Genomic DNA, 26,851 nt, shown 5'->3' with positions numbered 1-26,851 from the left:
GTCCTGGTCGCAGTCCCGCCGCGACCTGAGCTGTTCCGCTGAGCCATGGACGCTCACGCTCCTCGACAGTTGGTCCTCGGCGCGCGGCGGATCCCAGTGCCGCACCGCGCGGTGCGGCATACCCGTCAGGACCGGTCCGAACCTCCGACGGGGGCACCCGTGCCCGGGACGTCTGCGACGGCGCCTGGCTTCCCCGTCGGCCCCGCACCGCCCGGGGACGGCTCGAAGAGGTGCGCGAACGCCGCGAGGTTGGCGGTGGACTCGCCCCGCTTGACCCGCCACTCCCACTCCCGGCGGATCGAGCTGCCAAAGCCGATCTCCAGCATCGTGTCGAAGGACTCGTCCGCGTACGTCAGCACGGAGCCCAGCAGTCGGTCCAGCTCGTCGGCGTCGACCCCGGCGGGATTGACGCGACCCGTCAGGTAGACGTCGCCGACCCCGTCGACGGAGAACGACACCCCGTACATGCGGGCGTTGCGCTGCAACAGCCAGGCCCACAGTTCCTCGCGCCGCTCGTCGGGCTGGCGCATCACGAACGCCTCGATCCGCAGCGCGTGTTCCCCGACGATCAGGTTGCAGACCGTCTTCAACTTGTGGGTACCCGGCAGCGTGACCACGTATGAGCCCGGTCCGGTCGACTCCCAGACCAGCTCCCGTTCGTCGCAGACCGACTCGATCAGGGCCGCAAGATCACTCTTCCCACTCATCGGATCCACTTTACGGCCGCCACCGCCCCGCCACCGGATGACGGCGGCCGACGCGGACCGGTCACCGGATGACGGCAGACGACGCCCCGGCACCGATGACGGCGGCCGACGCGGACCGGTCACCAGGAGCAGGACATCGCGGGACCGCCGGCCAGTTCGGAGGCGAGCCGGGCCCGGTGCGCGGCGATCGCCTCGCCGTACACGGCGAGCAGCCCGGAGGCGGTCCGGTGCCAGGAGAAGTCACGGGCATGGCGGGCGGCACCCCGGCCCAGCGCGGCGCGGCGGAGCCCGTCCGGCAGCAGGCGCCCGAGCGTACCGGCCCAGTCGACCGGGTCGTGGCCGTCGACCAGCACGCCACTGACCTCGTCCCGCACGGCGGTCACCAGACCGCCGACGGCGGCGGCCACCACCGGCGTACCGCAGGCCTGTGCCTCCAGCGCGACCAGGCCGAAGGACTCGTTGTACGACGGCACCGCGACCAGGTCCGCTGCCCGGTACAGCGCGGGCAGGTCGTCACCGGTCCGCGGCGGCAGGAAACGCACCCGGTCGGCGACGCCGAGCGTGGCGGCGAGCTCCATCAGGGCGGTCGGCCGGTCGAGCCCGCTGCCGCTGGGGCCCCCGCAGATCACCACGGTCACCTCGTCGGCGAGCAACGGGTCGTGCTCCCGCAGCGCGGCCACCGCGCGGATGAGCACGTCCGGGGCCTTCAGCGGCTGGATGCGACCGACGAAGGCCACCACGTAACCGGTGACGGGCAACCCCAGCCGGCGGCGGGCGTCGGCCGCGACACGATCGCGGTCCCCGGTGGCCGGGCGGAACCGGTCCAGGTCCACGCCGGGCTCGACCACCGCGACCCGGGCCGGCTCGGCGTCGTACCGGTCGATGAGGTCACGGGCCTCGACCGCCGTGTTCGCGACCAGCCGGTCGGCCTCGGCGACCACCTGCTCCTCGCCGATGACGCGGGCCTTCGGCTCGGGCCGGTCCCCGGCGGCGAGCTGGGCGTTCTTGACTTTCGCCAGCGTGTGCGCGGTGTGCACCAGCGGCACCCCCCAGCGCTCCTTGGCCAGCCAGCCGACCTGCCCCGACAGCCAGTAGTGGGAGTGGATCAGGTCGTAGTGGCCCGGCGGCCGGGACGCCTCGGCGCGCAGCACACCGGCGGTGAAGGCGCAGAGCTGCCCCGGCAGCTCCTCCTTGGTGAGCCCTTCCAGGGGGCCGGCGGTAACGTGCCGGACGTGCACGCCGGGCGCCGTCTCGACCACCGGAGGCAGGTCGCCGGAGGTCGCTCGGGTGAAGATCTCCACCTCGACGTTCGCCTCGGCCAGCCGCCGGGCGACCTCCAGGATGTAGACGTTCATGCCGCCGGCGTCGCCGGTGCCAGGCTGGTGCAGGGGTGATGTGTGTACCGAGAGCGTCGCGATCCGCCGAGGGCGGGGCCACGGGCGCGCACCGCGCTGACGACCCACACCGGTGTGCAACTCCGCCACATCCGCTCCTCTGTCACGGTTGATGCCGTCCGCACGCCCGGCGCTTTTCGGACAACGTCCCCGGCGGCTGTCATCTTCCCCATCGGGCACTGGTAATGCCCCGGAACAACCCCCGGGCGTGACGGACCTCATCACCGCGCCGCCGGCACCCGGCCCGGGAGTTCGGGGGAGAATGGCCGGATGACCTCTGTCGCCGTCGTCACCGGAGCGTCCAGCGGGATCGGGGCGGCCACCGCCCGCCGGCTCGCCGCCGAGGGATTCCACGTGCTCGCCGCCGCGCGGCGTACCGACCGGTTGGCCGCCCTGGTGGCCGAAATCGAGGCGGCGGGAGGCGCGGCCACCGCCGTGGCCTGCGACGTCACCTCCGACGAGTCGGTGGCCGGCCTGGCCCGGGCGGCGGCGGCCCTGGGACCGGTCACCCTCCTGGTCAACAACGCCGGCGGCGCGCGCGGCCTGGACCCGGTGGAGTCCGGGTCGGTCGGTGACTGGCAGTGGATGTACGACGTCAACGTGCTCGGCACGCTGCGCGTCACCCAGGCGCTGCTGCCCGCCCTGGAGGCGTCCGGGGCCGCCACCATCGTGGTCGTCTCCTCGACCGCCGGCTTCACCGTCTACGAAGGTGGGGGCGGCTATGCCGCCGCGAAGCACGCACAGACGGCGATCGCCGGCACGCTGCGGCTGGAACTCTCCGGCCGGCCGGTGCGCGTGATCGAGATCGACCCCGGCATGGTCAGGACCGACGAGTTCGGGCTGGTCCGCTTCGGCGGGGACACCGAGAAGGCGGCAGCGGTCTACGCCGGCGTCGCCGAGCCGCTGGTCGCCGAGGACGTCGCCGACTGCATCGCCTGGTGCGCGACCCGCCCGCAGCACGTCAACGTGGACCGCCTCGTCGTACGCCCGCTGGCCCAGGCCGCCCAGCACAAGGTGCACCGGGTCGGCTGACCCGGTCCGGACGGTCGCGGACGATGGCGGGCACGGGGCGGCACCGGCCGCTCGGCGTGGTGACCCGGGGCACGACGAACCCCAACCGGCTCCGCCGGGTGGACAACTGGATCGTCGAGACCTGCGGAACGGCGCTGCGCGCGGCGGCCGACCCGCTGGTGGTGGACCTCGGCTACGGCGCCAGCCCCGTGACCGCCGTCGAGCTGCGCGCCCGGCTGGCCGCCGCGGTCCGCCCCGACGTGCGGGTCGTCGGGCTGGAGATCGATCCGGTACGCGTCGCCGCCGCCCAGCCGTCCGCCGACCCGCCCCGGCTCACCTTCGCCCGGGGCGGGTTCGAGCTGGCCGGGCTCCGTCCCGCCCTGGTCCGCGCCTTCAACGTCCTACGCCAGTACGACGAGCACGAGGTCGCCGACGCCTGGCGCACGATGACCGCCGGGCTGGCCCCGGGCGGGCTGCTGGTCGAGGGCACCTGCGACGAGTTGGGGCGGCTCGGCGGCTGGCTGCTGATCGACGCCGACGGCCCCCGTACGCTCACCCTGGCCGCGAAGCTCACCACCCTGGGCACCCCGGCGGAGCTGGCCGAACGGCTGCCCAAGGCACTGATCCACCGCAACGTCCCCGGTGAGCGGATCCACGAGTTGATCCGCGCCCTCGACGACGCCTGGCAGGCCGCCGCCGGCTACGCCCCGTACGGCCCCCGCCAGCGCTGGCTACGCACGGTGTCCACCGTCCGCGAGGCGGGCTGGCCGATCCTGGACGGTCCCCGCCGCTGGCGCCACGGCGAACTCACCCTCCCCTGGCCCCAGATCTCCCCCACCCCCTGACCCAGCTCCCCCGCCCGCTCGCCCCGTCACCCCGTCACCCCGTCACCCCGTCACCCCGTCACCCCGTCACCCCGTCACCCCGTCACCCCGTCACCCCGTCACCCCGTCACCCCGTCACCCCGTCACCCCGTCACCCCGTCACCCCGTCACCCGCGATCTTGCACTTCTAGCCCCGACATAAGCGGCAATTTGCGCAATCAAGGGGCCGAAAATGCAAGATCGCGGGCACGAGGGGCGGAACGGAATGAGGGCGGGGTGGGCGGGGCCGGGCATGCCCGGGCGGCGCGGAGCTGAACGCGGATCGGTCGTGACGGGTGGAACACCATGGGTGTCAAAGGCTTTCGGTGACAACCATGGTGTTCCACCCGTGGGGCTCAGCTGAGGCACAGGACCCCGGCGTTGCGGACCTCACCTTCGTCGGGGCCATGTACGGCACCCGTTCGACGGGTTCGGACGCGGGAGTCGCGACCTGTCCGGGCGCGGGCGAGGTCTCGGCGTTTGGCCCATACCCGGTTCGGAGGCCACCTCTACCCGCAACTCGTCGGCCGGCACAGACAAACAACCGGTCGGTCTCGGTGCGGGTCAAGCGGGGGCGGGCAAGCGGGTCACGCGGGGGCGGGCAAGCGGGTCACGCGGGGGCAGGGCGGGGTGGGTCACGCGGGCGTGGGCGGGCGGGGTGGTTAGAGGGTGCAGTTGATGAGGATGGGTTCGGGGTGGAGGGTCACGCCGAAGCGTTGGTGGACGCCGTCGCGGATCTCGCGGGCCAGTTCGACCAGGGACGCCGTGCTGGCGGTGCCGCTGCGGTTGGTCAGGGCGAGGGTGTGCTTGCTGGAGATGGCGACACCCTGCGGCCCCGGGTGGCCCTTGCCGAAGCCGGCCTTGTCGATCAGCCAGGCCGCGCTGACCTTAACCACGTCACCCGCGCCCGGCCAGGCCGGCGGTTCGCCGAGGTCGGCGGCGCGCTCCCGCAGCAGTTCGTACGCGGCCACGTCCAGCACGGGGTTGGTGAAGAACGAGCCGACCGACCGGGTGTCCGGGTCGGTCGCGTCGAGCACCATGCCCTTGCCGGCGCGCAGCCGCAGGACCGTGGCCCGGGCGTCGGCCAGCGGCACCTGGTCCCCCACCTGTACGCCGAGCGCCCGGGCCAGTTCCGCGTAGCGCACGGGGCCGGACAGCGGCGAGCGGGCGAGCCGGAAGTCGACGGAGAGCACCACCCAGCGGTCGGCGTACTTGAAGATGCTGGACCGGTACGCGAAGCCGCAGTCGGCGGCGGGGATCGATCCGACGGTCCCCTCGACCCGGTCGTGGACCTGGACGCCGGTGATGGTCTCGGCGACCTCCTGCCCGTACGCGCCGACGTTCTGGATGGGGGTGGCGCCGGTCGAGCCGGGGATGCCGGAGAGGCATTCCAGGCCGGACCAGCCGTTGGCCACGGTGGTGGCGACCAGGTCGTCCCAGGGCTCGCCGGCCTCGACGCGTACGGTGACGGTGTCGGTGTCCTCGGCGACCACCCGCAGGCCCCGGGAGCGCACCAGGACGACGGTGCCGGGGAAACCGGCGTCTCCGATCACGACGTTGCTGCCCCCGGCGAGGAGCAGGACCTGCTCGTCGCGTTCGGCCGCCTCCCGCACCGCCCGGACGATCCCGTCGGCGTCGGTGCCGGCGACGACGCGCCCGGCCGGGCCGCCCAGGCGCAACGTGGTGTATTGCGCCAGTTCGCACGTCGTGGCGGGTTCGGGGCCGGTTGTCGGCTGGGCGTAGACGTCTGACACGCCTTTCACCCTAGGCTGAGGGGTAGCCGCGGCGCCCACTGGTGGCCCGGTCACCCCCGGGAGGATGGCGATGAGCAGACTGCACGGCACGAAGGACTTCTGGATGGGAGCACTCCGCACGGAGGGCCCGGCGTTCGCCGCCGCTGCGGCCGAGGCGCCGCCGGAGACACCGGTGCTGTCCTGTCCCGGCTGGACCGTCGCCGACCTGACCCTGCACCTCGCCTCCCTCTACCACTGGGTGCACTCGTTCGCGGGCGCGGGCACGGTCACCCCGCCGCCCGGCCGCTCCGAGCCGGTGGCACCGGAGCCGGGCGTCGCCCCGCTCCAGCTCTGGCAGCAGGCGTACGACCAGCTGATGATCCTCTTCGACGGACTGGACCCGGAGGCTCCGGCCTGGAACTGGGCGCCGCAGCCGAAGAAGGCGGGATTCTGGCCGCGCCGGATGGCGCACGAGACGGCGGTGCACCGGTGGGACGCCCAACTCGCCATCGCGGCGGGTGAGCCGGTCGAGGCGAAGCTCGCCGCCGACGGGGTGAGCGAGATCCTGGACACCTGGCTGCCGGCCGGTCGACGCCGCACCGCCGGCCAGTGGCACGGGGTGGTGCAGCTCTCCGCGGTCGACGCCGCCCAGGAGTGGTTCCTGCGGCTGCGCGGCGAGGGTGTGGCCCTGCTCGACACCGCCACCATCTTCGACCACGACGACCACCACGCCCGGGCGCAGGTCAGCGGTACCGCGAGCGACCTGCTGCTGGCGCTCTGGGGCCGGGTCGGTCTCGACACGCTGGACGTGGCCGGCGACCGGACCCTGTTGGAGGGTCTCCGGGTCGGCTGATCCACCCGTCGCACGGCGCCGGGGCCGGCGACTCCCCACCGTGCCGGGGCCGACGGCTCCCCACGGTGCCGGGCCCGAAGGGTTCCGCGCGGCGCTGGATCCCGAGGGTTTCGTGCGGTCCGGTTCTACCGCATGTCCGATGAGAGTGGCCGCCCGTGCCCGGGCGGCCACTCTCATTCGCGCCCGGCCCTCACCCGACTGCGTCCGGCCCCTCACCCGACGGCGTCCGGCCCTCACGGCGACGGCGTCCGGCCCTGACCTGACGGCGAGCGGGAGGGTTCCCTTGACACCGACCGGACCAACCACCACCCTGTCGTGAGAGCGCTCTCTCAGCTTTGCTCCGCCACCTGCCTCACCACCTCAGACGACCTGAGAGGGGTCCAACCGATATGGGTGTCTTTCCGCGCCGCCGCCTGGCGGCGGTGGCCCTCGTCGCCGCCACCGCGCTGTTCGCCACCGCTGGCTGCGCCGGCGACGAACCCGCCGAGGACGGCAAGATCACGTTGACCGTGGACGTGTTCAGCCAGTTCGGCTACGAAGAGCTCTACAAGGAATACATGGCCAGCCACCCGAACGTGAAGATCGTCGAGCGTGGCACGGGCACCAACCTCGACGACTACTCGCCGAAGCTGACCCAGTGGCTCGCCGCCGGCAAGGGCGCGGGCGACGTCGTCGCCATCGAAGAGGGGTTGATGGTCGAATACAAGGCCAACCCCGACAACTTCGTCAACCTGCTCGACCACGGCGGGGCCGAGCTCCAGGGCAACTTCCTGGAGTGGAAGTGGAAGGGCGGCACGACCCCGGACGGCAAGGTCATCGGCCTGGGCACCGACGTCGGCGGCATGGCCATGTGCTACCGCAAGGACCTCTTCGCCAAGGCGGGTCTGCCCACCGACCGCGAGACGGTGTCGAAGCTCTGGCCGACCTGGCAGGAGTACATCAAGGTCGGCGAGCAGTTCAAGGCGAAGAACACCGGGGCCTCGTTCCTGGACGCCGCGACCAACATCTTCAACACGATCGTGCTCCAGACGGCGGGTAACGCGCAGGGCCACCACTACTACGACACCAGCGACAACCTGGTGGTGGACAGCAACCCGGCGGTCCGGCAGGCCTGGGACACCACGATGGACATCATCGACTCCGGCCTCTCCGGCAAGTACGGCTCCTGGTCCGAGGAGTGGGTGTCGGCCTTCAAGCAGGCCAAGTTCGCCACGATCGCCTGCCCGGCCTGGATGACCGGCGTCATCGAGGGCAACGCCGGCGCCGAGGCCAAGGGCAAGTGGGACATCGCCCGGGTGCCCGGTGACGGCGGCAACTGGGGCGGGTCCTGGCTCGCCGTGCCGACCCAGAGCAAGCACCGCGCCGAGGCGATCGAGCTGGCGAAGTTCCTGACCAGCGCCAAGGGTCAGATCGGCGCGTTCAAGGCCAAGGGCCCGCTGCCCTCGTCGCCGCAGGCGCTGGCCGACCCGGCGATCGTCGACGCCAAGAACGCGTACTTCTCCGACGCCCCGGTGGGGCAGATCTTCGGCGAGGGCGCCAAGACCCTGAAGCCCGTCTACATGGGGCCGAAGAACCAGGCCGTACGCACCGAGGTCGAGAACGCCGTCCGGACGGTGGAGCTGGGCCAGCGCGACCCCGGAAAGGGCTGGACGGACGCGGTCAACAACGCGAAGAAGGCCGCCGCCAAGTAGCCCGAGCCGGTAGGGCGGGCGGGAGGGCGCCGGGGGCGCCGATCCCGCCCGCAGCCGGGAAAGGAGTGGTCCGGGCATGACCGTCCAGCTCGACCCGCACCCGCCGGTCGCACCGGCGCCCCGCACCGGCCGGCGTCCGCCGGGGATGCGGTTCAGCCGCCTCGACACGAAGTACTCGCCCTACCTGTTCATCGCCCCGTTCTTCGTGCTCTTCGGGGTGTTCGGGGCGTACCCGCTGATCTACACCTTCTGGGTCTCCCTGCACGACTGGGACCTGCTCGGCAGCAGCCATCCGTTCGTCGGCCTGGAGAACTACAGCCGGCTGCTGGCGGACGCCGACTTCTGGCACGCCGTCGTCAACACCCTCGGCATCTTCGTCATCTCCACCGTCCCGCAGCTGCTGGCCGCGCTCTGGCTGGCCAACCTGCTGAACCGGCAACTGCGGGCCCGGACCACGTTCCGGATGGCGGTGCTGATCCCGAACATCACCTCGACCGCCGCGGTCGCGATCGTCTTCGGGGTGCTCTTCGGCCGCGAGTTCGGCATGGTCAACTGGCTGCTGGACCTGGTCGGGATCGACGCGATCGAGTGGAAGTCGAACCGGTTCGCGTCCTGGGTGGCCATCTCCGCCATGGTCGACTGGCGGTGGACCGGCTACAACGCGCTGATCTTCCTGGCCGCGATGCAGGCCATCCCCCGCGACCTCTACGAGGCGGCCGCCATCGACGGCGCCAACCGGGTCCGGCAGTTCTGGTCGATCACCGTTCCGCTGCTCAAGCCGACGATCATCTTCACCGTCATCATCTCCACCATCGGCGGGCTCCAGCTCTTCACCGAGCCCCGGCTGTTCCACTCCGGAACCAACCCGATCCGGGGCGGACCGCTACGGGAGTCGCAGACCGTGACCATGTACATGTTCGAGAACGCCTTCGCGCCCCACTACAACTTCGGGTACGGCTCGGCGGTGGCGTGGTTGCTCTTCGCGCTGATCGCGGTCGTCGCGGCGGTGAACGTACTGCTCCTGCGCCGGCTCGGCGACGCGAAGCCCCCGAGGAAGGACGCGAAGTCGAAGGAGGACGCGAAGTCGAAGGGATGGGCGCGATGACCCGCCTCTGGGCCGCCAGCCGGCTCACCTATGCCGCGCTGATCGCCGCCGGGGTGATGTCGATCTTCCCGATCTACTGGATGTTCGTGGTGGCGAGCCGCTCCAACGACGCGATGGGCCAACTGCCGCCCCCGGTCACCCCCGGCGGCAACTTCGGCGCGAACGTGTCCCGGCTGTTGAACAACACCGATGCGTACTTCGTCACCGGGCTGATCAACTCGGCGATCGTGGCGACCACGGTCACCGTGTCGGTGGTCTTCTTCTCCACGCTGGCCGGGTTCGCCTTCGCCAAGCTGCGGTTCCGGGGCCGCAACGCGCTGCTCATGGTGATCATCGCAACGATGATGGTGCCCACCCAACTCGGCGTCATCCCGCTATACATGCTGATGACGAAGCTGAACTGGAACGACCGGCTGCCGGCGGTGATCGTGCCGGCCCTGGTCACCGGCTTCGGGGTCTTCATGATGCGGCAGTACGCGGGCCAGGCGGTCAGCACCGAGCTGATCGAGGCGGCCCGGGTGGACGGCTGCAACACCGCGCGGATCTACTGGAACGTCGTGCTGCCGGCGCTACGCCCGGCCGCCGCCGTGCTGGGTCTACTCACGTTCATGACGACCTGGAACGACTTCCTCTGGCCGTACGCTGTCCTCAACGACCCGGAGAACCCGACCGTGCAACTGGCGTTGCGCACCCTCTCCGAGGGCTACTACACGGACATGTCCCAGGTGTTCACCGGGACGGCCATCGCCACCCTCCCACTGCTGCTGGTCTTCGTCCTGTTCGGCCGCCAGATCATCGGCGGCATCATGGAAGGTGCGGTCAAGGCGTGAGCACTCTGCGATTCCCCGACAACTTCGTCTGGGGCGCGGCCACCGCCGCGTACCAGATCGAGGGCGCGGCCACCGACGACGGCCGCGGCCCGTCGATCTGGGACACCTTCAGCCGTACGCCGGGACGGGTCCACCAGGGACACACCGGCGACGTGGCCTGCGACCACTACCACCGGTACGCCGACGACGTGGCGCTGATGGCGGAGCTGGGGCTGGCGGCGTACCGCTTCTCGGTGGCCTGGCCCCGGATCCAGCCGGACGGCACCGGCCCGGTCAACCCGCGCGGCCTGGACTTCTACGACCGGTTGACCGACGCGCTGCTGGCCCGGGGCATCGACCCGATCGTCACGCTCTACCACTGGGACCTGCCGCAGGCCCTCCAGGACCGGGGCGGCTGGACCAACCGGGAGACCGCCGAGCACTTCGCCACGTACGCCACGGCGGTGCACACCCGGCTCGGCGACCGGATCCGCACCTGGACCACGCTCAACGAGCCGTGGTGCTCGGCCTACCTCGGCTACGGCAACGGGGTGCACGCCCCCGGCGAGCAGGACCCGGGTGCGGCCTTCGCCGCCGTACACCATCTGCTGCTCGGGCACGGCCTGGCGGCCCGCGCGCTGCGCGCGGCCGGCGCGGACACCGTGGGGATCACGATCAATCCGGCCGACGTGCGCGCGGCCGACCCGGACAGCGCCGCGGACACGGCGGCGGTCCGGCTGGTCGACGGCCTGCACAACCGGATCTTCCTCGACCCGATGCTGCGGGCGGCCTACCCCGACGACGTGCTGGAACACGTGGTCCGGCTCGTCGAGCCGACGTTCCTGCGCGACGGCGACGAGAAGCTGATCGCCGCCCCGATCGACCTGCTCGGGATCAACTACTACGCGCCCACCTACGTCGCCGGCCGGCCCGACGGCGCGGGCGACGGCGCCTACCCGGGCACCGTCGGCGCGGTGGAGTTCCTCCCGCCGGTCGGGCCGCTGACCGACATGGGCTGGATGATCGAGCCGGCCGGGCTGACCCGGCTGCTGGAACGGATCGCCACGGACTACCCCGGCGTGCCGTTGATGATCACCGAGAACGGGGCGGCGTTCGGCGACAAGACCGGCACCGACGCCCCGGACGGCGTCGGGCAGGTGATGGACGCCGACCGGATCGCCTACCTCGACGGGCACCTGCGCGCCGCACACGAGGCGATCTCCCGGGGAGTGGATCTTCGGGGCTATCTCGTATGGTCACTGTTGGACAACTTCGAGTGGGCCGAGGGCTACCGTCGACGGTTCGGCATCATCCACGTCGACTACCTGACGCAGCGACGCACACCGAAGTCCAGCGCCCGGTGGTACCAGGAGGTGATCTCCCGGAACGGGCTGTGACGAGGCGGTGGTTACGGGGATGACGACGGCGCAGCGGCCGACACTGGAGGCGGTGGCCCGGCTGGCGGGTGTCTCGCGGGCCACCGTGTCCCGGGTGGTGAACGGTTCCACGACCGTCGCCGAACCGATCCAGGAGGCGGTCCGCCAGGCGGTGGCCGAGCTGGGGTACGTGCCGAACCTGGCCGCCCGCAGCCTGGTCACCCAGCGGACCGACTCGATCGCCCTGGTGCTGCCGGAGGCCGCCACCCGGGTCTTCTCCGACGACCAGGTCTTCCCCGGCATCATCCGGGGCGCGGCGCAGGAGCTGGAGGCGGCAGACAAGCAGCTCGTGCTGATGCTGGCCGGCTCGCCCGCCGGGCACGACCGGGTCGAGCGCTACACGACCGGGCGGCACGTCGACGGGGTGCTCTTCGCCTCGCTGCACGGCGAGGACCCGCTGCCCGGCCGGCTCGCCCGGCTGGGCATTCCGGTGGTGTGCAGCGGCCGGCCGCTCGACGGCGCCGACGTGCCCTACGTGGACGTCGACCACGTCGGCGGGGTGGCCACGGCGGTGCGGCACCTGCTCGACAGCGGACGCCGCCGGATCGCCACCATCGCCGGCCCGCAGGACATGGTGGCCGGCATCGAGCGGCTCACCGGCTACCGGAACACGGTCGCCGAGGCCGGGCTGCCGGAGCTGGTGGCGACCGGCGACTTCACCCGCGAGTCCGGGGCGACGGCGATGCGGCAACTCCTCGCCGAGCACCCCGACCTGGACGCCGTCTTCGCCGCCTCCGACCTGATGGCGCACGCCGCCCTGCGTACGCTCCGCGCGGCCGGACGGCGGGTGCCGGACGACGTGGCGGTGATCGGCTTCGACGACATCGAGACCGCCGCGTACACCGAGCCGCCGCTGACCACCGTCCGCCAGCCGATCGTGCAGCTGGGCCGGCAGATGACCCGGTTGCTGCTGCGGCTGGCCGCCGGAGAGGCGATCGAATCCGTGGTGCTACCCACCGAGCTGATCATCCGCGAGTCGGCCTGAGGTGCAGGGAAGGGCACCCGGTCAACGCCTTCTGTATAAGGGGAAGACCCCTTCCTGACGGGCGCCGGACTTAATCCGTGGAGGCGCGCTGCGGGCGCCGGTAGCGTCGCGCGCGTGACCGTGAACCTGATCCGCGTGCCCGCCCTCTCCGACGTCGCCGAGTACACCTACGCGGCCACGGTCGAGCCGTCGACCCGGCTCGTCCACACCGCCGGCGCCTGCCCGCTCGACGTCAACGGGCGGACCGTCGCGCCCGGCGACCCCGCCGGCCAGGCCCGGCAGGTGATGGCCAACCTGGAGACCGCCCTCGCGGCGGCCGGCGCCCGGCTCACCGATGTCGTCAAGACCACGGTGTACGTGGCGTCGTCCCGCCAGGCCGACCTGGTGGCCGTCTGGGAGGTCGTCCGGGACGCGTTCGGCGACCACGAGCCGCCCAGCACCCTGCTCGGGGTGGCCGTGCTCGGCTACGACGACCAACTCGTCGAGGTCGAGGCCGTCGCCGCCGTACGCGAGGAGGCCTGACATGCGGATCCGGACCGCCCGTCCCGACGACGCGCCCGCTGTGGTGGCACTGCGCGCGCTGGTCCACCCCTATCTGGTACGCGGCGTCGAGTCGACCCGGAAGATGATCGCCCAGCCCCCGCCCAGCGAGCAGTGGACCGCGTACGTGGTCGAGGTGGACGACACGGTGGTCGGGTGGGTGTCGGCCTACCGCAACGACCTGACCTCCGAGCGCGACGTCGGGGAGGTCTCCATCCTGCACGTGCACCCGGAGCATCGGGGCCGGGGTGCCGGCACCGCGTTGCTGACCGCCGCGCTGGGACACCTGCGGGACATCGGGGCGCGTCGGGTGCGTACCTGGGCGCTGCCGGAGTCGCTGCCGTTCGCCCGCCGGCACGGGTTCACGCCGAGCCGGGAGCTGCGCTACTCGGCGCTGGACCTGCGGCCGGCCCCGCCGATGCCGGAGCCGCCGCCGGGCGTACGGCTGCTCCCGCTGACCGACCTCGACCCGCGCCGGGTCTACCTGGTCAACCTGGCGGCGGCGGCCGACGAGCCGGGGGACGTGCCCGTCGACTCGATCAGCTACGAGAACTGGTACTCCGAGGTCTGGGACAACCTGGGCCTGGACCGGGCGGCCAGCACGGTGGCCGAGGCCGGCGGCGAGCTGGTGGCCTTAAGCCTCGTCAAGCGGGACGGCGACCGGATGTGGTCGGACTACACCGGCACGCTGCCGACGCACCGGGGGCGCGGGCTCGCCCGCCTGGTCAAGACGGCGGCGCTGCACCGCGCCGCAGCCGGCGGGGTACGCGTCGCCTACACCTCGAACGACGAGGCGAACGCGCCGATGCTGGCGATCAACGTCAAGCTCGGCTACCGACCGGTCGGGTCGAGCTGGTCCTGCCTGCGCGACCTCTCCTGACGGTGCCGCTGGTCCGGCCGACGGAAGCGGCGGGACCGCAGTTCAGTCCTCGGAGATGGACTGGCCGAGGGAGCGGCGGGCCAGCAGGGTCGCCCCGGCGACGGCGGCCGGCATGACGAACACCGCGCCGAGCGGGATCAGGAAGCAGACGAAGACCGCCACCCCGAAGCCGAGCGTGGTGGGCCGGTCCGCCTTGAGGTACGACCGGCGCTCCGGCAGCCGCATCCCGCGCCGGTAGAAGGGCGCCCCGACCAGCTCCACGGCGAGCAGCCAGCCGCCGACCGCCGCCCCGATGACCGGCACCACGGTCTGGCCGACCACCGGGATGAACCCGGCGGCGAAGAGCGGGATGCCGAAGAGGATCGACAGGCCCACCAGCCGTACCGAGTCGGCGAGGCTGCGCCGCAGCGACGGCCAGAACGGCACCTCGACCGCGCCGGGCGTGCCGCCGAGGCGCTCCTCGACGCGTTCGGAGATCTTCTCGTAGAACGGGTCGCCGATGACCAGGGTGACCGCGGTGAAGCTGACCACCGCGAGCAGGCCGCCGATGCCGAGGAAGGCCAGCCCGGCGATCACCCGGACCAGGCTGCGCCCGGTGGTCGACCAGTCGTCGGCGAACGGCGTGACCAGCGCGGCCAGGTCGTCGACGAAGTACGCCAGGGTGGCGAACGCGGTCACGAAGACCGCGCCCGAGATCAACGCCGGGATGACGCCGAGCAGCATCAGCTTGGGGCTGCGGACGTAGAGGCCGAGGCCGCGCAGGAGCAGGCCCACGCCGGCGAAGAACCGGCCGACGGCGCCGGTCACGGGCGCGGCGATGCGGGTTGCGTTCACGACCGCAGAGCCTAGTTGTACCCGGTCATGGGGTTGGTCGCAGCCGCGCGCTACTGCCAGGTGGCGGTGTCGGGGTCGATGTTGTGGGCGCGTGCGCTGGCGTCGATGCTCTGCCGGAACCACGTGGTGAGGCCGGCGCGGATGCCGTCGTAGTGGGCGGCAAATGCCGGATCGGCCTCATACATGCGGCCGAGACAGACCTGCATCTGCCTGGTGAGGGGAAAGTACGAGGTGAACACCTCACGGTGCCGCTCGACGAGTCGATTCGCCTCTGGGCTGCCAGGGGTGACACCGGCGTCCATCGCGTCGCCGAGGGCACGGTCGAGGTCGGCAACGGTGTCGGCGATGGCCTGCCATTCCTCCGGACTGCGAGACGCTGAGCGTTCGGCGTACTGCTGCCATTGCGTCGTGTCTCCGTAGCGCTGACGGGCCTGGGCGGGCCAGTCCGGGTTCCACTGGGGGCCGAAGATCGCGGCCTGCTGCTCGACGGTCAGCAGCAGGCCGCGCTCGTGGGCGTCGATCATGCGGTCCAGGCCGGCGCTGAGCTGCTGGAGGCGGTCGATCCGTTGGGCGACCTGGGTGCGCTGCGCGCGCAGTGCGCCGGGCACGTCTGCGGTCGAGTCGTCCAGGACGGCCTGGGTCCTGTCCAGGCTGAGGCCGATCTCCCGGTAGACGACGATGCGGTGCAGGCGTTCCAGATCACCGGCGGTGTAGAGCCGGTATCCGGCAGTCGTGCGCAGCGACGGTCGCGCCAGACCGATGTCATCCCAGTGGTGCAGCGCGCGGACTGTCACGCCCAGACGCGTCGAGACCTGACCGACGGTCAGGCCCTCGACGTCAGTGGCATCAGACATGCTCCTCATTGTCGCCGCGCCCGACGCCCGGTGGGGTGATCCCCATGGCTTCAAGGTTCCGTGCCTCCTGACTGGCCGGATCGAAGGGCTTCGCCGCGGTGAAGACGATCCGTGCGTTCTCGGGGGTGATCACCTCCACGTCGCGGGTGTTCCAGGGAGTGTCCCGTGGGCCCTCGACCGAGTCCGGGTTCAACGCACGACATGCCTCGACAAGGGAATCGATCTGGCTGAGCACGCCCGAGAAACTGAAGCTCATCGCTGGTGGCTGCGCCGGAACGCTCTCCGCCGAGACGAGGAGGACGTCCTGGAACGCCCACCGGCGCAGATGCACCAGCGTGCCGGGGATGCTGAACAGCTCGAAGAACCCGAGCCCACGAGTCCAGAAGTCCACCGACGCCGCCAGATCGCTCGTGGGGATCGTCACGAACGCGGGCATTCCATAGATTCCCCGGTACGGCTCCGGCGCAACCGCGTCCGGGCCGGGCGCGGGCACGGGGCTCATCTCAAAAGCGTCGTAGTAGTCACTCATGCACCCCACCCTCCGGCCTCACGCACCGTGAGGGTCAAGCCGGATCCGTGACGGCCCGGCTGGGGGGCGGTCGAGCGGGCACGGCAGGATGGACGCGTGCGGGCGGCCCGGTTGATCTCGTTGGTTCTGCTGCTTCAGGCGCGGGAGACGATGACCGCGCCGGAGCTGGCGCGGGAGCTGGAGGTCTCCGAGCGGACCGTCTACCGCGACGTGCTGGCGCTCTCCGCCGCCGGGGTGCCGGTCTACGCCGACCGGGGCCGGGCCGGCGGCTACCGGCTGCTCGGCGGCTACCGGACCCGGTTGACCGGGCTGACCCGGGACGAGGCGGAGGCGCTCTTCCTGGCCGGACTGCCCGGACCGGCCGGCGACATGGGGCTCGCCGACGCGGTGGCCTCGGCCGAACTGAAGGTGTTGGCCGCGCTGCCGCCCACACTGCGCGACGCCCCGGCCCGCACCGGGCAGCGGTTCCACCTGGACGTGCCGGGCTGGTTCCGGGAGGTGGGGCCGCCGCCGTGGCTGACCGAGCTTGCCGGCGCGGTGTGGCGGGACCGGATGGTCGAGCTGCGCTACCGGCGCGGCGACCGCGAGGTGGCGCGCACCGTGCGGCCGTACGGGCTGGTGCTCAAGAACGGCGTCTGGTATCTCGTGGGCCGGGTCGGCGACGACGTGCGCACCTACCGGGTCGACCGGGTCACCGGCGTCGAGGTGGGCGGGGAGACCTTCGACCGGGACGAGGGCTTCGACCTGGCCGGGTACTGGCGGGAGCAGGCCGAGGCGTTCCAGCGGGGCGTGCTGCGGGAGCAGGCCACCGTCCGGCTCAGCCCCGCCGGCCTGCGCCAGCTCCGGCACCTGGCGGACGCCCCCTTCGCGTACGACGAGGCGGTCGCCGCCACCGGCGGGCCCGACGGGCAGGGCTGGGTGGTGACCCGGCTGCCCGTCGAATCCGTCGAGGTCGCGTACCACCAACTGCTCGGGCTGGGTCCGGAGGTGGAGGTGCTCGACCCGCCCGAGCTGCGGGCCCGGCTGGCGGAGGCGGCCGATCGGATGGCCCGCCGCTACGCCGGACCGAAGCCCGAGCCGGAGCCGCAGCCCGAGCCGGAGCCCGAGCCCGAGCCGGGTCAGCGGTAGCCGGAGTCGTCGGCCGGTCGGCCGGGCTCCACCACCTCCGTGTAGTAGCGCGCCCAGTGCGGCCGGGTGCCGTCCAGGTCGGTGAAGCCGTACACCTGGGCCAGCCCGCCGCTGTCGAGCGACTCGCCGTTCCAGCGGGCCCGGTCCTCGTCGGCGGCCAGGGCGGCGACCGCGCGGCCGACCAGGGCCGGCGTCTCCGACATGACGAAGTGCGGTTCCTTGGCGGCGCCGTCGCGCCAGTTCTCCTCGGTGACGCCATAATGCTCCAGCATCGCCTCGGACCGCAGCCAGCCCGGGGTCAGCGCGACGGCGGTGCAGCCGTGCGGCTTCAACTCGTGCGCCCAGCTGAAGGCGAGCCGGTTCACGGACACCTTGGCCAGGTCGTAGAAGACCGAGAGCCGGTAGTTGGCGTCATTGTGCTCGCGCGTGCCGTCGCCGACCTCCACCACCAGGCCACCGGGGCGGCGGATCAGCAGCGGCAGGGCGAAGTGGCTGGTGATGATGTGCGTGTCGATCGCCAGGCGCAGGCTGCGGAAGCCGGCCTCCAGCGGCTGCTCCCAGACCGGCTTCTCCCAGGTGGTCAGGGGGTCGCCACCCCAGATGTCGTTGACCAGCACGTCGAGCCGGCCCTGCTCGACGTCGATCCGGGCGACCAGGTCGCGGACCTGCTCGGGGACGAGGTGGTCGACCCGGACGGCGATGCCGGTCCCGCCGGCGGCGGTGACCAGCTCGGCGGTCTCCTCGATGGTCTCCGGCCGGTCCAGCTCGGAGCGGCCGGCCCGGCTGCTGCGGCCGGTGGCGTAGACCATGGCACCGGCGGCACCGAGCTGGACCGCGATCTGCCGGCCGGCGCCCCGGGTCGCCCCGGCGACGAGCGCGATCTTCCCTGTCAGCGGTTTAGTCATGCGGCGAGCCTGTCAGCGATACCTGACAGCCGAAGTCCGGTTTCACGAAGCCGTGTCGTCCGTCATGCTCGCGGGCATGCACCTGCTGCTCTCCGGAATCGTCGGCTCCGTCGCGTACGGGCTGGCCGGGCCGGGTTCCGACGTCGACCGGATCGGTGTCTTCGCCGCGCCCACCGTCGCGTTCCACGGCCTGCACCCGCCCCGCGAGTCGGTGGTGACCACCGACCCGGACATCACCCTGCACGAGGCGGCGAAGTGGTGCCGCCTGGCGTTGAGCGGCAACCCGACCGCCACCGAGCTGGCCTGGCTGCCGGACGACTGCTACGAGACCCGGACGGAGTTCGGCGACCGGCTGATCGCCATCCGCTCGGCGTTCCTCAGCGCGCCCCGCGTCCGCGACGCCTATCTCGGGTACGCCGGCCAGCAGTTCCGCAAGCTGGAGTCCCGGGCCGACGGCACGTTCTCGGCCGACACCCGGCGGCGGACCGCCAAGCACGCCCGGCACCTGGCCCGGCTGGTGCACCAGGGCCGGCTGCTCTACGCCACCGGTGTGCTGGAGATCCGGCTCGCCGACCCGGAGTGGTTCCGGGAGTTCGGCGAGCGGGTGGCCGGCGGCGACCTGGCGGAGGCCCGGAGGCTGCTCGCCGAGGCGGAACGGGACTTCGACCGGGTCCGCACCCCACTGCCGGACCGCCCGGACGAACCGACCGTGGAACGCTGGCTGCTCGCCCTCCGCGCCGCCCACCTGCCGCCGGAGCTGAGGTCCCGCTGACCCGCCGCCCGGGCCGGGGTGTGTCTGCGGCCCTGTCGAGCTGCCCCATGCATGGGACCGGAGGGTCGAGGCCACCCATCTGCTCGTCGAGGCGGGCGCGGAGGAGATCGTGGCGGCCACCGATCAGCCGAACCATCCGATGGTCGCCGCCTTCGCCCGCGCGGGCTACCCGATCGAGCGGGAACGTATCGACCTCGTGTGACGGCCCGGCTCCCGGCGTCGGCGTTCGGCGCCGGGAGTCACGTCACCCGTTGAGGAAGGCGGACACCCGGCTGCGCAGGTCGGCGCGTTCGGTCCAGAGGACGCCGGGCCGGTCGTACACGTGCAGGGTGGCCTGGGGCAGCGCGGCCGTGAGCTGCTCGGCGACCTCGACCGGGTGCAGGTCGTCGCCGGCACAGCCGATCACCAGGGCCGGCGCGGTGACCGCGCCCAACGCCCCGGCGTCGCGCAGCGGTGCCTGCTCGGGCAGGGTGGCCAGCCCGGGGGCGAGCCCGTCACGCAGCAGCTGGTCGAGCCGCTGGCGCAGGTAGGCCCAGCCGGCCGGGGTGTTGCGTACGGCGGGCGGCAGCTCCATCTGGACCACGTCGGCCACGGCGGACGAGTCGCCGCTCTCCACGGCGTCGAACAGCGCGGTCAGCCGGGCCCGGGCGACCTCGCCGCGTGGCTGGTCGAGCGCCGCCGGCAGGAAGAAGACGAGTCGCTCGAAGCGTTCAGGGCTCTCGGTGAGCAGCCGGCAGAGCGCGCCCGCGCCGAGGCTGGCGCCGAAGGCCCGGGTGGCGCCGCCGAGATCGGCGACCGCGCGCAGGTCACGGGCGAGGTCCAGGTAGGTCCACGCACCGGGCGGCGCGTCGGACCGGCCGTGCCCGCGGAACTGGAAGAACAGCTTGCGACCCGTCACCCCGCTGCCGAAGGGCCGGGTGGTGGCGATGCCGCTGCCCAACCCGTGGGCGAACACCGTGACCGGGTCACCCGTGCCGGTGACGAGCTGTTCCAGGTGTACGCCGTGCGGAGTGGCGACCAGGTCGGTGTCCGGCTCCGGCAGGGCCGGTCGACCGGTACGCGGGCCACCCGGGCCCGGACCCCAGGTGCGGGGCCCACCGTCCGGCGGGGGCGGCCAGCGGAAACCCCTCACCAGAACCCTTTGCCGTCACTCAGGTCGCGCAGCCCCACCCGGACGTCGAGCAGGTAGATCAGGCCGGCGGCGATGCCGATGAGTCCGAAGAGACTGATCGGGCCGAAGCCGAGCAGGGTCAGCACCAGGCAGACGGCCAGGATGGCGATCCAGCCGCCCTTGGGCAGCGTGCCGATGGCCGAGAAGGCGTCGGAACGCTGGGTGATGGCGTGCACCAGGGCGATGCCCTGCACGACCAACGCGAAGACGAGCAGGATCAGCTCGGTCACGTAGCGAACATCGAAGGCGAAGAGCGGCGCGGCGTAGGCCATGTCGGCAAGCTTATGCCGGTGACCCCGGATACGTCCGACAGGACGCATCCGGGGCCACCGGCGCAACGCACTACTCGGCGGCCGGACGGGTCCGCTTGGTGGCCCGGGGCAGCTTCGCCGACGGGGTGGCGGCCGGCTTGGCGGCGGCCTTGGTGGCCCGGGGAGCCCGGGTCGCCTTCTTGGCGGCGGCCGGCTTGGCCCCCAGCACCTCGGCCACGTCGGCCGGGGTCGGCACCTCGGCGACAGGCTGCGCGGTGGCCGGCTTCGCAACGGCGGGCTGCTCGGCGGGCTGCGTGGTGGCCGGCTTCGCGACGGCGTCGGCCGGCTCGGCCTCGGTCGCCTCGATGTCGGCGTTCACGGTCTCGGCGGCCTCCAGCACGCCGGCCCCGACGACCCGCTCACCCCGGGCGATCAGGGCGACGTACGCGGCCTGGGCACCGGCGACCACCACGGCGGCGTTGCGGGCCGCCACCGCACGGAGCTTGTCCAGGTCGGCGACCTCGCGCAGCTTGTTGAGGTCGGCGACCTCGACCAGCTTGTTGAAGTCGGTGGCCTCGCGGAGCTTGTTGAGGTCGGTGGCCTCGCGGAGCCGCTTCAGGTCCTCCTCGGTCGGGACGGCCTTCTCGCGCAGGCTGCCGACGGTCAGGTTCGCCGTACGCAGCGTGTCGTTGGCCTTCTGACGCAGCTCGACGCCGGTGACGACAGCCTTGCCGCCCAGGTCGGCGACGACCTTGTTGCCGAGGTCGGTCACCACAGCCGGGAGCTTGCGCAGCTGCTGGAGGGCGAGCTCGCCAGCGCCGGCGGCGGCGTAGATCGGGGCCGGGATGCGGCTGGTCTTCGGCTGGGACATCACTTCTCCTCTTCGGCCGCGTCGGCGGCCTTCCGGACCGCCTTGCTGGCGGCCTTCTTCGCGGGCGTGTCGGTCGGAGCGGGAGCGGGGCCGGCCTCGGTGACGGCGACCGACTCCAGAACGGCCTCGATCGGGGTGCCCTCCGGCGTGGTGGGGCCGGTGGCGGCGAGGTTGGCCAGGTCGGAAGCCGCCTCGACGGGTTCCGACGCGCTTACGTCGGACGTGGCGTCGGCCTCGGTGGCGGGCGTCGCACCGGTGGCCGCCGCGGTCGCCTCGGCGAGCCGTGCGTTCTCCCGGCGGAACGTCTCGTAGATCTGGGTGAGCGACTGCTTCTGCGCCATCGTCAGGTCGGGGTCGACGGCGATGGCCGCGAGCACGCCCTGGCCCTCCTTGTCGTCGAGCAGCCCGGCCCGCAGGTACATCGCCGGGGTGGAGACCCGCAGCGCGCTGGCGAGCTGCTGGAGCACCTCCGCGCTCGGCTTGCGCAGGCCGCGCTCGATCTGACTGAGGTACGGGTTGCTGACCCCCGCCTGCTCGGCGAGTTGCCGGAGCGAGATCTTCGCGTTGCGGCGCAGATCGCGAATGAACCCGCCGACGTCGGGAAGGTCCTTACCAGTGGCCATGACTCGACGCTAACGCGCATTGCTAGCTCCTGCAAGCGAAGTGCTAGCCAGAGTTAGCGACGTCTCACCAACGCGGTTGCGTCCCGGTCGCCCCCTTGCGTACCTTTCCGCAGTGACCAAGATCGAGGTGAACGGCGCCCTGCTCGCGTACGACGACACCGGCAGCGGCACGCCCGTCGTCCTGCTGCACGCCGGCATCGCCGACCGCCGGATGTGGCGGGAACAGGTCGGCCCGCTGGCCGCGCGGCACCGGGTGATCGCCCTCGACCTGCGCGGGTACGGGGACTCCGAACTGCCGCCGACCCCGTTCGCCCACCACGACGACGTGGCCGGGCTGCTCGACGCGCTCGACATCCCCCGGGCCGCCCTGGTCGGCTGCTCGTTCGGCGGCGCAGTGGCGATCGACACCGCGCTGGCCCACCCGGACCGGGTGACCGCGCTCGCCCTCCTCGGCACCGCCGCCTCGGGGCACGAATGGTCGGACGAGGCCAACGACCTCTGGGACAGCCTGGTCGGAGAGATCGACCCGGAGGACTTCGCCGCCAATGCCGCCGGTGAGGTGCGGTTCTGGGTGGTCGGCCCAGGCCGCGAGCCCGCCGACGTCGACCCCGAGCTGCTCGCCTTCGCCCGCGAGATGGACCAGCGAGCCCTCGCCGCCGAGCTGGCGCTCAGCGCGATCGACGTCGCCGAACTCGACCCGCCGGCGATCGGACGCCTCGGCGAGCTGCGGATGCCCGTCCTGGTCGGCGCCGGCACCGCGGACGTACCCGACATCAGCCGCCTCGCCGACCGGATCGCGGCCGAGGCACCCCACGCGATCCGCCTGCCGGACGTGCCGGACGCCGGGCACCTGCTGCCGCTGGAGCGACCCGCCCCGGTCAACGCCGCCCTGCTCGACTTCCTCCCCTGACAGAGCCGAACAGCTACACCGGGCCACCTCAGAGCGAAGCGCCCGCCCCCACGACGGGGGGCGGGCGCTTCCGCGCCTGCGGTCAGCCTCGCCAGCCGACCCGACCGATGAATGCGCGCCACGCGGCCGGCTCGAAGACGAGGGCCGGGCCGGCGGGATCCTTGCTGTCCCGCACGCAGACGACGCTGGGAAGGTTGTCCGCGACCTCGACGCAGTTGCCGCCGTTCGTCCCGGACCTCGACGACTTACGCCACCGGGCGTCAGTCATGTCCATGTCTTCGCCGTTTCCTTGATCAGGTCTAGAGAAGGTCTGCGAGGAAGCGCGTCCCGGAGGATGGCCTCCCATGTTTTCTGGAGCGTAGCAATCTCGGCCGCGCCGCTGACGGTCTGAGAACGCACCTGATGGTCAATGTGCCCGACGACCGTCTCATCAGGCATGGTGGCGAGGATGAAGCCACCTTGCAGGCCAGGGTAGAGCCCCGCGTCTTCCGGCACTACATGAATGTGCAGGCGAGGAAGTTCGGCGACGTCCGCCAAGTGGTCGAGCTGCTCACGCATCAGCGTCCGGTCGTCGTTCACCGTCCGTCGCAGCACCGCCGCGTCGAGCACGATCACGACATGGGGTGACTCGTTGCGGTTGAGAATGGCTTGGCGATCCAGCCGCGAGCGCACCCGCCGCGAAATCTGCTCAGCAGTGAGCAACCCGCCGGCCTCAAGCGTCGCTCGTGCGTACGCCTCGATCTGTAGGAGGCCCGGCACGAAGGCCGGCTCGTACCAGCGCAGCGCCTTGGCCTGATTCTCAAACGTGATCCATTCGCGCAGCCAGACTGGCGCCAGGTCGAGCGCGGCGAGCCGCTCGAGAAGTCTTGCGAAGATACCGCCGGTCTTCAGCGCTTTGTCGATGGCCGCCACGTAGTCGCCAGTCGGCGGCCGGGCGCCCGTCTCGACAGCGCTGACATGGGTGCCGGAGTAGCTGATGAATCTGCCGAACTCGTCTTGGTTCATTCCCCGTGCCGTCCGCGCGTGGCGCAGTTCGTCCAGCAGGATTTCCGCCGCAGACATGCTCACATTCCCCAAACCTCCCCCAACGCCTGGGCGAGAGTCCCTTCGCCGCCCTCACCAGGCAAATCGCATCCCGTCAACGACGCTCCATGATGGCCGATTGCCTTTCGACACTAGGGGGTCTCGGGCGAGAGTTCCATCCACGGAACCCATTCCGCCGATTGAGGGGGAAACATGCCAGAGGGCAAGCCGAAGCCAGCGCCGAAGAACGACCCGCCACCCGCCCGTCCGATGGTTCCGGGACCGATCGGGCCCTTCGTCTCGCCGTTTCGAGGGCCGAGCCGGGTAACGGACGCCGTACCCGCGTCGCGCTGGACCGCTCACCGGAACGGGGGCCCACAGTGGGCGAGCGCGGGCTGAAGGCGGGCGACGTCCTGCACCTGACCCGCGACGCGAGCCCCCAGTTCACGCGGCCGATCTGGGTTCGCGTGATCCGTGAGCTGCCCGACCGCCACACGTACGACGGCTGGCTGTGGTTCGAGGCCTACGAACTGGGCTCGGCGGGCCGGGCGGTGGCGAAACGCGAGCTGTTCGTCAGACGCGAAGGGGTGCGTCGGCTCGCCACCTCGCCCACCCTGGCTGCGCGCCGGCAACCACGCCCCGAGCGTACGGCGGTGAACGCTTGAGTCGCCGGAGCCTCCCGCACCTGCCCACGCGGCCGACCTGGCGCTGCCGGGCGTGCGGGATCGCTTGGCCCTGCTCGCCCGCGAAGCTGGCCCTCCTCGGCGAGTACCGCAACGATCGCGCCGCGTTGCGGGTCCACCTCGCGGCCTTGCAGGCCGAGGCCGCCGCGCATCTCGCCACCCTGGACGGCGGGACGCCACCGGTGGGCCTCGCCGAGCGGTTCACCGGCTGGACGCACGCCCGGTGAACGCCGCGACAGCTCGTGGAACGGCTACCGGAGGCAGGCGAACCGCGACGGCTCGTGGAACGGCTACCAGAGGGGGCGGACCGCGCCGACCGGCAGGCCGCCACCGAAGATCGGCAGTTCGGCGTACTCGGCCAGCACCGGGGCGTCCACCCCGAGCCGGCGCAGGGCGGAGACCAGCACCGGCATCCGGGCCCGGCCCGCACCATCGTCGATCTTGAGAGCGACCGCCCCGACGCCGGGCACCGCCGCCGCGACGACCCCCTCGGCGCCGATCTTGGCGAGCAGCCCGGGCACCCCGCGCATCAGCCGGCTGTCGTCGGCCTGCGTGCCGCCGACCAGGTCCGGGTGGGCGCGCATCGCGTCGGCCACCGTCCGCGCCACGGCGCCTGGCTCCGCCGAGACCAGCCGGAGGTACGCCCCCGCCAGGCCGGTCAGCGAGGCCGCGAGAACCGGAGCGCCGCAGCCGTCCACCCCGACCGCCTCGGCCCGCTCTCCGGTGAACTCCTCCACCGTGTCCCGCAGCCGCTGCTGCAACGGGTGCTCCGGGCGCCAGTACCCGTCGAGCGGCCAGCCGGCGGCCAGGCAGGTCAGCAGCATCCCGCTGTGCTTGCCGGAGCAGTTCATCTGCGTACGCGTGGGACCGCCGCCGGCCCGCAGCACGGCGGTCCGGGCCTCGTCGCTCACCGGCAGGTCCGGCGGGCAGTGCAGGGCCGACTCGTCCAGCCCGGCGCGGGCCAGCAGCGCGCCGACCCGCCTCAGGTGGAAGTCCTCCCCGGCGTGGCTGGCCGAGATCAGCGCCACGTCGGCGGGGTCGGTCAGCGCCAACCCGGCGCGGAGCATCCCGATCGCCTGCATCGGCTTGTTGGACGAGCGCGGGAAGACCGGGGAGGTCACGTCCCCGGCATCGGCCACCGTCGTGCCGGCGGCGTCGAGCACCACCACCGAACCCCGGTGCACGCCCTCGACGAACCCCGACCGGACCACCTCGGTGAGCGGCGCGCCGCCCTCGTACGTCTTTCCCACAGGTGGAAGGTACCGGCAGCACCGGCTCGGTCCGTCAGGCGGGTGAGCAGGCGGTTTACCGCCGGGTGTACAGCAGCGCCGCCAGGGCCGCCGCTTACGGCCGGCGACCCTGGTCGGCTACCGGTCGAGCCCCGCCGCCTACCGGGCGGCAGCCGGCACGCCGAGCAGCCCGCGCGCCTCGGCGGTGGTCAGCGGCGGGCGCTGGGCGAGCTGGGCGAAGCCGACCGCCCGGGCGACGAGCTGCATGTTGGACTCGACCGAGCGGCCCTTGGCGTACGTGACCGTGTCCTCCATGCCGACCCGCAGGTGCCCGCCGGCCGAGAGCGAGGCCAGCATGACCGGGATCGTGCTGCGGCCGACGCCGGTGGCCGAGAAGGTGGTGCCCTCGGGCAGGTCGCGCAGCGCCTGGTGGGCGGCGACCAGCGCCGAGGTGGTGCCCGGCATGCCACCCGGCACGCCCATCACGAAGTCGACGTGCACGTGCCCGCCGGCCGGCAGGCCGTACTTGCCGAGCAGCCGTTGCAGGGCGGTCAGGTGGCCGAGGTCGAAGATCTCGTACTCGGGGACGATGCCGCGCTCCTGCATCCGGGTGTGCAGGTCGACGATGAACTCCCAGCGGTTGAGGAAGACGTCGTCGCCGAAGTTGAGCGTGCCCATCGTGCAGGAGGCCATGTCCGGGCCGGCGTCGAGCACGGCGAGCCGGTCGGCCTCCGGGTCGGTCACCGCACCACCGGAGGAGAGCTGCACGATCAGGTCGGTGCTCTCCTTCAGCGCCGCCACGGCCTCCCGCAGCCGCCCCTGGTCCAGGGTCGGCTGCGCCTCGTCGTCACGGAGGTGGACGTGGATCACGGCGGCGCCGAGCGCCTCGCACTCCTTGGCGGTCAGCAGCAGCTCGTCGAGCGTCACCGGCAGCGCCGGCACCTCGGCCTTGGCCGACTCCGCGCCGGTGGGGGCAACCGTGATCAACGTCCCTGTCGTCATGCCGGCGATCCTAGACCGAGGTCAGCGAGCCAGTCGACCGGAACTTTTCCGGCCTCAGC

30 protein-coding genes are annotated in these 26,851 nt (G+C 72.3%); 15 read left to right on the top strand and 15 right to left on the bottom strand.

The window, feature by feature from the left end; translation table 11 throughout:
* Positions 1-125: 125 nt before the first annotated feature.
* Together GA0070608_RS12660 and mshA are read right to left on the bottom strand one after the other, a co-directional pair.
* Entirely contained in the window at positions 126-707 is a 582-nt protein-coding gene (locus tag GA0070608_RS12660) for a type III secretion system chaperone family protein (protein WP_091627248.1), read from the bottom strand.
* A 119-nt stretch (positions 708-826) separates the two neighbouring features.
* Complete coding sequence (mshA, locus tag GA0070608_RS12655) at positions 827-2,191, bottom strand: D-inositol-3-phosphate glycosyltransferase (RefSeq protein WP_091627245.1); 1,365 nt, start codon at positions 2,189-2,191, stop codon at positions 827-829.
* A gap of 180 nt (positions 2,192-2,371) precedes the next feature.
* Between mshA and GA0070608_RS12650 the strand changes: the two genes are divergently transcribed.
* Both GA0070608_RS12650 and GA0070608_RS12645 read left to right on the top strand, forming a co-directional pair.
* A complete protein-coding gene (locus tag GA0070608_RS12650; protein WP_091627241.1) occupies positions 2,372-3,133 on the top strand; it encodes an SDR family NAD(P)-dependent oxidoreductase in 762 nt (253 codons plus the stop codon).
* A gap of 23 nt (positions 3,134-3,156) precedes the next feature.
* On the top strand, positions 3,157-3,957 hold the full coding sequence (locus tag GA0070608_RS12645; protein WP_091627236.1) for a class I SAM-dependent methyltransferase: 801 nt from the start codon (positions 3,157-3,159) through the stop codon (positions 3,955-3,957).
* A gap of 680 nt (positions 3,958-4,637) precedes the next feature.
* Here GA0070608_RS12645 and GA0070608_RS12640 read toward each other — a convergent pair.
* The gene (locus GA0070608_RS12640; protein WP_091627233.1) at positions 4,638-5,729 is read right to left on the bottom strand and encodes a UDP-N-acetylmuramate dehydrogenase; all 1,092 of its coding nucleotides are present in this window, start codon (positions 5,727-5,729) and stop codon (positions 4,638-4,640) included.
* A 70-nt stretch (positions 5,730-5,799) separates the two neighbouring features.
* On the opposite strand from GA0070608_RS12640, the gene GA0070608_RS12635 reads away from it, so the two are divergent.
* The 8 genes from GA0070608_RS12635 to GA0070608_RS12600 all read left to right on the top strand — a co-directional run bounded on the left by GA0070608_RS12635 (position 5,800) and on the right by GA0070608_RS12600 (position 14,007).
* Positions 5,800-6,561: a maleylpyruvate isomerase family mycothiol-dependent enzyme gene (locus GA0070608_RS12635; RefSeq protein WP_091627230.1), complete on the top strand. Its 762-nt coding sequence runs from the start codon at positions 5,800-5,802 to the stop codon at positions 6,559-6,561.
* 389 nt (positions 6,562-6,950) lie between these two features.
* On the top strand, positions 6,951-8,252 hold the full coding sequence (locus GA0070608_RS12630) for an ABC transporter substrate-binding protein (protein WP_091627227.1): 1,302 nt from the start codon (positions 6,951-6,953) through the stop codon (positions 8,250-8,252).
* Positions 8,253-8,328: 76 nt separating this feature from the next.
* Complete coding sequence (locus GA0070608_RS12625; protein ID WP_091627224.1) at positions 8,329-9,357, top strand: carbohydrate ABC transporter permease; 1,029 nt, start codon at positions 8,329-8,331, stop codon at positions 9,355-9,357.
* On the top strand, positions 9,354-10,187 hold the full coding sequence (locus GA0070608_RS12620) for a carbohydrate ABC transporter permease (protein ID WP_091634983.1): 834 nt from the start codon (positions 9,354-9,356) through the stop codon (positions 10,185-10,187). Before GA0070608_RS12625 ends, GA0070608_RS12620 begins: the two co-directional genes overlap by 4 nt.
* Positions 10,184-11,563 (top strand): GH1 family beta-glucosidase, encoded by a 1,380-nt coding sequence (locus GA0070608_RS12615; protein ID WP_091627222.1) that lies wholly within the window; start codon positions 10,184-10,186, stop codon positions 11,561-11,563. The genes GA0070608_RS12620 and GA0070608_RS12615 overlap by 4 nt, the downstream gene beginning before the upstream one ends.
* Before the next feature lie 19 nt (positions 11,564-11,582).
* Positions 11,583-12,587, top strand: a complete 1,005-nt coding sequence (locus GA0070608_RS12610; RefSeq protein ID WP_091627219.1) for a LacI family DNA-binding transcriptional regulator — start codon at positions 11,583-11,585, stop codon at positions 12,585-12,587.
* A gap of 120 nt (positions 12,588-12,707) precedes the next feature.
* Positions 12,708-13,109: a RidA family protein gene (locus GA0070608_RS12605; protein WP_091634980.1), complete on the top strand. Its 402-nt coding sequence runs from the start codon at positions 12,708-12,710 to the stop codon at positions 13,107-13,109.
* A gap of 1 nt (position 13,110) precedes the next feature.
* Positions 13,111-14,007: a GNAT family N-acetyltransferase gene (locus GA0070608_RS12600; protein ID WP_091627214.1), complete on the top strand. Its 897-nt coding sequence runs from the start codon at positions 13,111-13,113 to the stop codon at positions 14,005-14,007.
* A 42-nt stretch (positions 14,008-14,049) separates the two neighbouring features.
* Here the strand turns inward: GA0070608_RS12600 and GA0070608_RS12595 are convergent, their stop codons facing one another.
* Genes GA0070608_RS12595 through GA0070608_RS12585 form a run of 3 tightly spaced genes read right to left on the bottom strand, consistent with a single transcriptional unit; the run spans position 14,050 to position 16,224 of the window.
* The gene (locus tag GA0070608_RS12595; RefSeq protein WP_091627210.1) at positions 14,050-14,841 is read right to left on the bottom strand and encodes an EI24 domain-containing protein; all 792 of its coding nucleotides are present in this window, start codon (positions 14,839-14,841) and stop codon (positions 14,050-14,052) included.
* A 50-nt stretch (positions 14,842-14,891) separates the two neighbouring features.
* Positions 14,892-15,695 (bottom strand): MerR family transcriptional regulator, encoded by an 804-nt coding sequence (locus GA0070608_RS12590; RefSeq protein ID WP_176733711.1) that lies wholly within the window; start codon positions 15,693-15,695, stop codon positions 14,892-14,894.
* A complete protein-coding gene (locus GA0070608_RS12585; protein ID WP_091627201.1) occupies positions 15,688-16,224 on the bottom strand; it encodes a VOC family protein in 537 nt (178 codons plus the stop codon). Before GA0070608_RS12585 ends, GA0070608_RS12590 begins: the two co-directional genes overlap by 8 nt.
* Positions 16,225-16,320: 96 nt before the next feature.
* On the opposite strand from GA0070608_RS12585, the gene GA0070608_RS12580 reads away from it, so the two are divergent.
* A complete protein-coding gene (locus GA0070608_RS12580) occupies positions 16,321-17,352 on the top strand; it encodes a helix-turn-helix transcriptional regulator (RefSeq protein WP_091627198.1) in 1,032 nt (343 codons plus the stop codon).
* Here the strand turns inward: GA0070608_RS12580 and GA0070608_RS12575 are convergent.
* Positions 17,343-18,257 carry an SDR family oxidoreductase gene (locus tag GA0070608_RS12575; RefSeq protein WP_091627195.1) on the bottom strand — a complete coding sequence of 305 codons (915 nt, stop codon included), beginning with the start codon at positions 18,255-18,257 and terminating at the stop codon, positions 17,343-17,345. The genes GA0070608_RS12580 and GA0070608_RS12575 overlap by 10 nt on opposite strands.
* 76 nt (positions 18,258-18,333) lie before the next feature.
* Between GA0070608_RS12575 and GA0070608_RS12570 the strand changes: the two genes are divergently transcribed.
* Positions 18,334-19,029: a nucleotidyltransferase domain-containing protein gene (locus GA0070608_RS12570; protein ID WP_091634975.1), complete on the top strand. Its 696-nt coding sequence runs from the start codon at positions 18,334-18,336 to the stop codon at positions 19,027-19,029.
* Positions 19,030-19,273: 244 nt separating this feature from the next.
* On the opposite strand, the gene GA0070608_RS12565 is transcribed toward GA0070608_RS12570, so the two are convergent.
* The 4 genes from GA0070608_RS12565 to GA0070608_RS12550 all read right to left on the bottom strand — a co-directional run bounded on the left by GA0070608_RS12565 (position 19,274) and on the right by GA0070608_RS12550 (position 21,945).
* Positions 19,274-20,161, bottom strand: coding sequence for an alpha/beta fold hydrolase (locus GA0070608_RS12565; protein WP_091627192.1), 888 nt, complete (start codon positions 20,159-20,161; stop codon positions 19,274-19,276).
* On the bottom strand, positions 20,158-20,472 hold the full coding sequence (locus GA0070608_RS12560; RefSeq protein WP_091627187.1) for a DUF2516 family protein: 315 nt from the start codon (positions 20,470-20,472) through the stop codon (positions 20,158-20,160). Before GA0070608_RS12560 ends, GA0070608_RS12565 begins: the two co-directional genes overlap by 4 nt.
* Before the next feature lie 70 nt (positions 20,473-20,542).
* Positions 20,543-21,325: a hypothetical protein gene (locus GA0070608_RS12555; RefSeq protein ID WP_091627183.1), complete on the bottom strand. Its 783-nt coding sequence runs from the start codon at positions 21,323-21,325 to the stop codon at positions 20,543-20,545.
* Entirely contained in the window at positions 21,322-21,945 is a 624-nt protein-coding gene (locus tag GA0070608_RS12550; protein ID WP_091627180.1) for a helix-turn-helix domain-containing protein, read from the bottom strand. Before GA0070608_RS12550 ends, GA0070608_RS12555 begins: the two co-directional genes overlap by 4 nt.
* A 112-nt stretch (positions 21,946-22,057) precedes the next feature.
* On the opposite strand from GA0070608_RS12550, the gene GA0070608_RS12545 reads away from it, so the two are divergent.
* Positions 22,058-22,855, top strand: coding sequence for an alpha/beta fold hydrolase (locus GA0070608_RS12545; RefSeq protein ID WP_176733710.1), 798 nt, complete (start codon positions 22,058-22,060; stop codon positions 22,853-22,855).
* A gap of 82 nt (positions 22,856-22,937) precedes the next feature.
* Here GA0070608_RS12545 and GA0070608_RS12540 read toward each other — a convergent pair whose 3' ends face one another.
* Positions 22,938-23,129 carry a DUF397 domain-containing protein gene (locus GA0070608_RS12540; protein ID WP_091627172.1) on the bottom strand — a complete coding sequence of 64 codons (192 nt, stop codon included), beginning with the start codon at positions 23,127-23,129 and terminating at the stop codon, positions 22,938-22,940.
* A complete protein-coding gene (locus GA0070608_RS12535) occupies positions 23,120-23,917 on the bottom strand; it encodes a helix-turn-helix domain-containing protein (protein WP_091634971.1) in 798 nt (265 codons plus the stop codon). The genes GA0070608_RS12540 and GA0070608_RS12535 overlap by 10 nt, the downstream gene beginning before the upstream one ends.
* Positions 23,918-24,258: 341 nt before the next feature.
* Here GA0070608_RS12535 and GA0070608_RS12530 point away from each other — a divergent pair, with 341 nt between their 5' ends.
* Complete coding sequence (locus GA0070608_RS12530; RefSeq protein WP_091627167.1) at positions 24,259-24,543, top strand: hypothetical protein; 285 nt, start codon at positions 24,259-24,261, stop codon at positions 24,541-24,543.
* Complete coding sequence (locus GA0070608_RS12525; protein ID WP_091627163.1) at positions 24,540-24,788, top strand: flavin reductase; 249 nt, start codon at positions 24,540-24,542, stop codon at positions 24,786-24,788. The genes GA0070608_RS12530 and GA0070608_RS12525 overlap by 4 nt, the downstream gene beginning before the upstream one ends.
* A gap of 63 nt (positions 24,789-24,851) precedes the next feature.
* Here GA0070608_RS12525 and GA0070608_RS12520 read toward each other — a convergent pair whose 3' ends face one another.
* Both GA0070608_RS12520 and GA0070608_RS12515 read right to left on the bottom strand, forming a co-directional pair.
* Entirely contained in the window at positions 24,852-25,811 is a 960-nt protein-coding gene (locus tag GA0070608_RS12520) for an asparaginase (protein WP_091627158.1), read from the bottom strand.
* A 138-nt stretch (positions 25,812-25,949) separates the two neighbouring features.
* On the bottom strand, positions 25,950-26,792 hold the full coding sequence (locus tag GA0070608_RS12515) for a beta-keto acid cleavage family enzyme (protein WP_091627156.1): 843 nt from the start codon (positions 26,790-26,792) through the stop codon (positions 25,950-25,952).
* Between the last annotated feature and the right edge of the window lie 59 nt (positions 26,793-26,851).

This window comes from Micromonospora peucetia, assembly GCF_900091625.1.
Taxonomy (GTDB): domain Bacteria; phylum Actinomycetota; class Actinomycetes; order Mycobacteriales; family Micromonosporaceae; genus Micromonospora; species Micromonospora peucetia.
The sequence above is the reverse complement of the archived record's forward strand: the minus strand, read 5'-3'. Positions and strand labels throughout refer to the sequence as shown.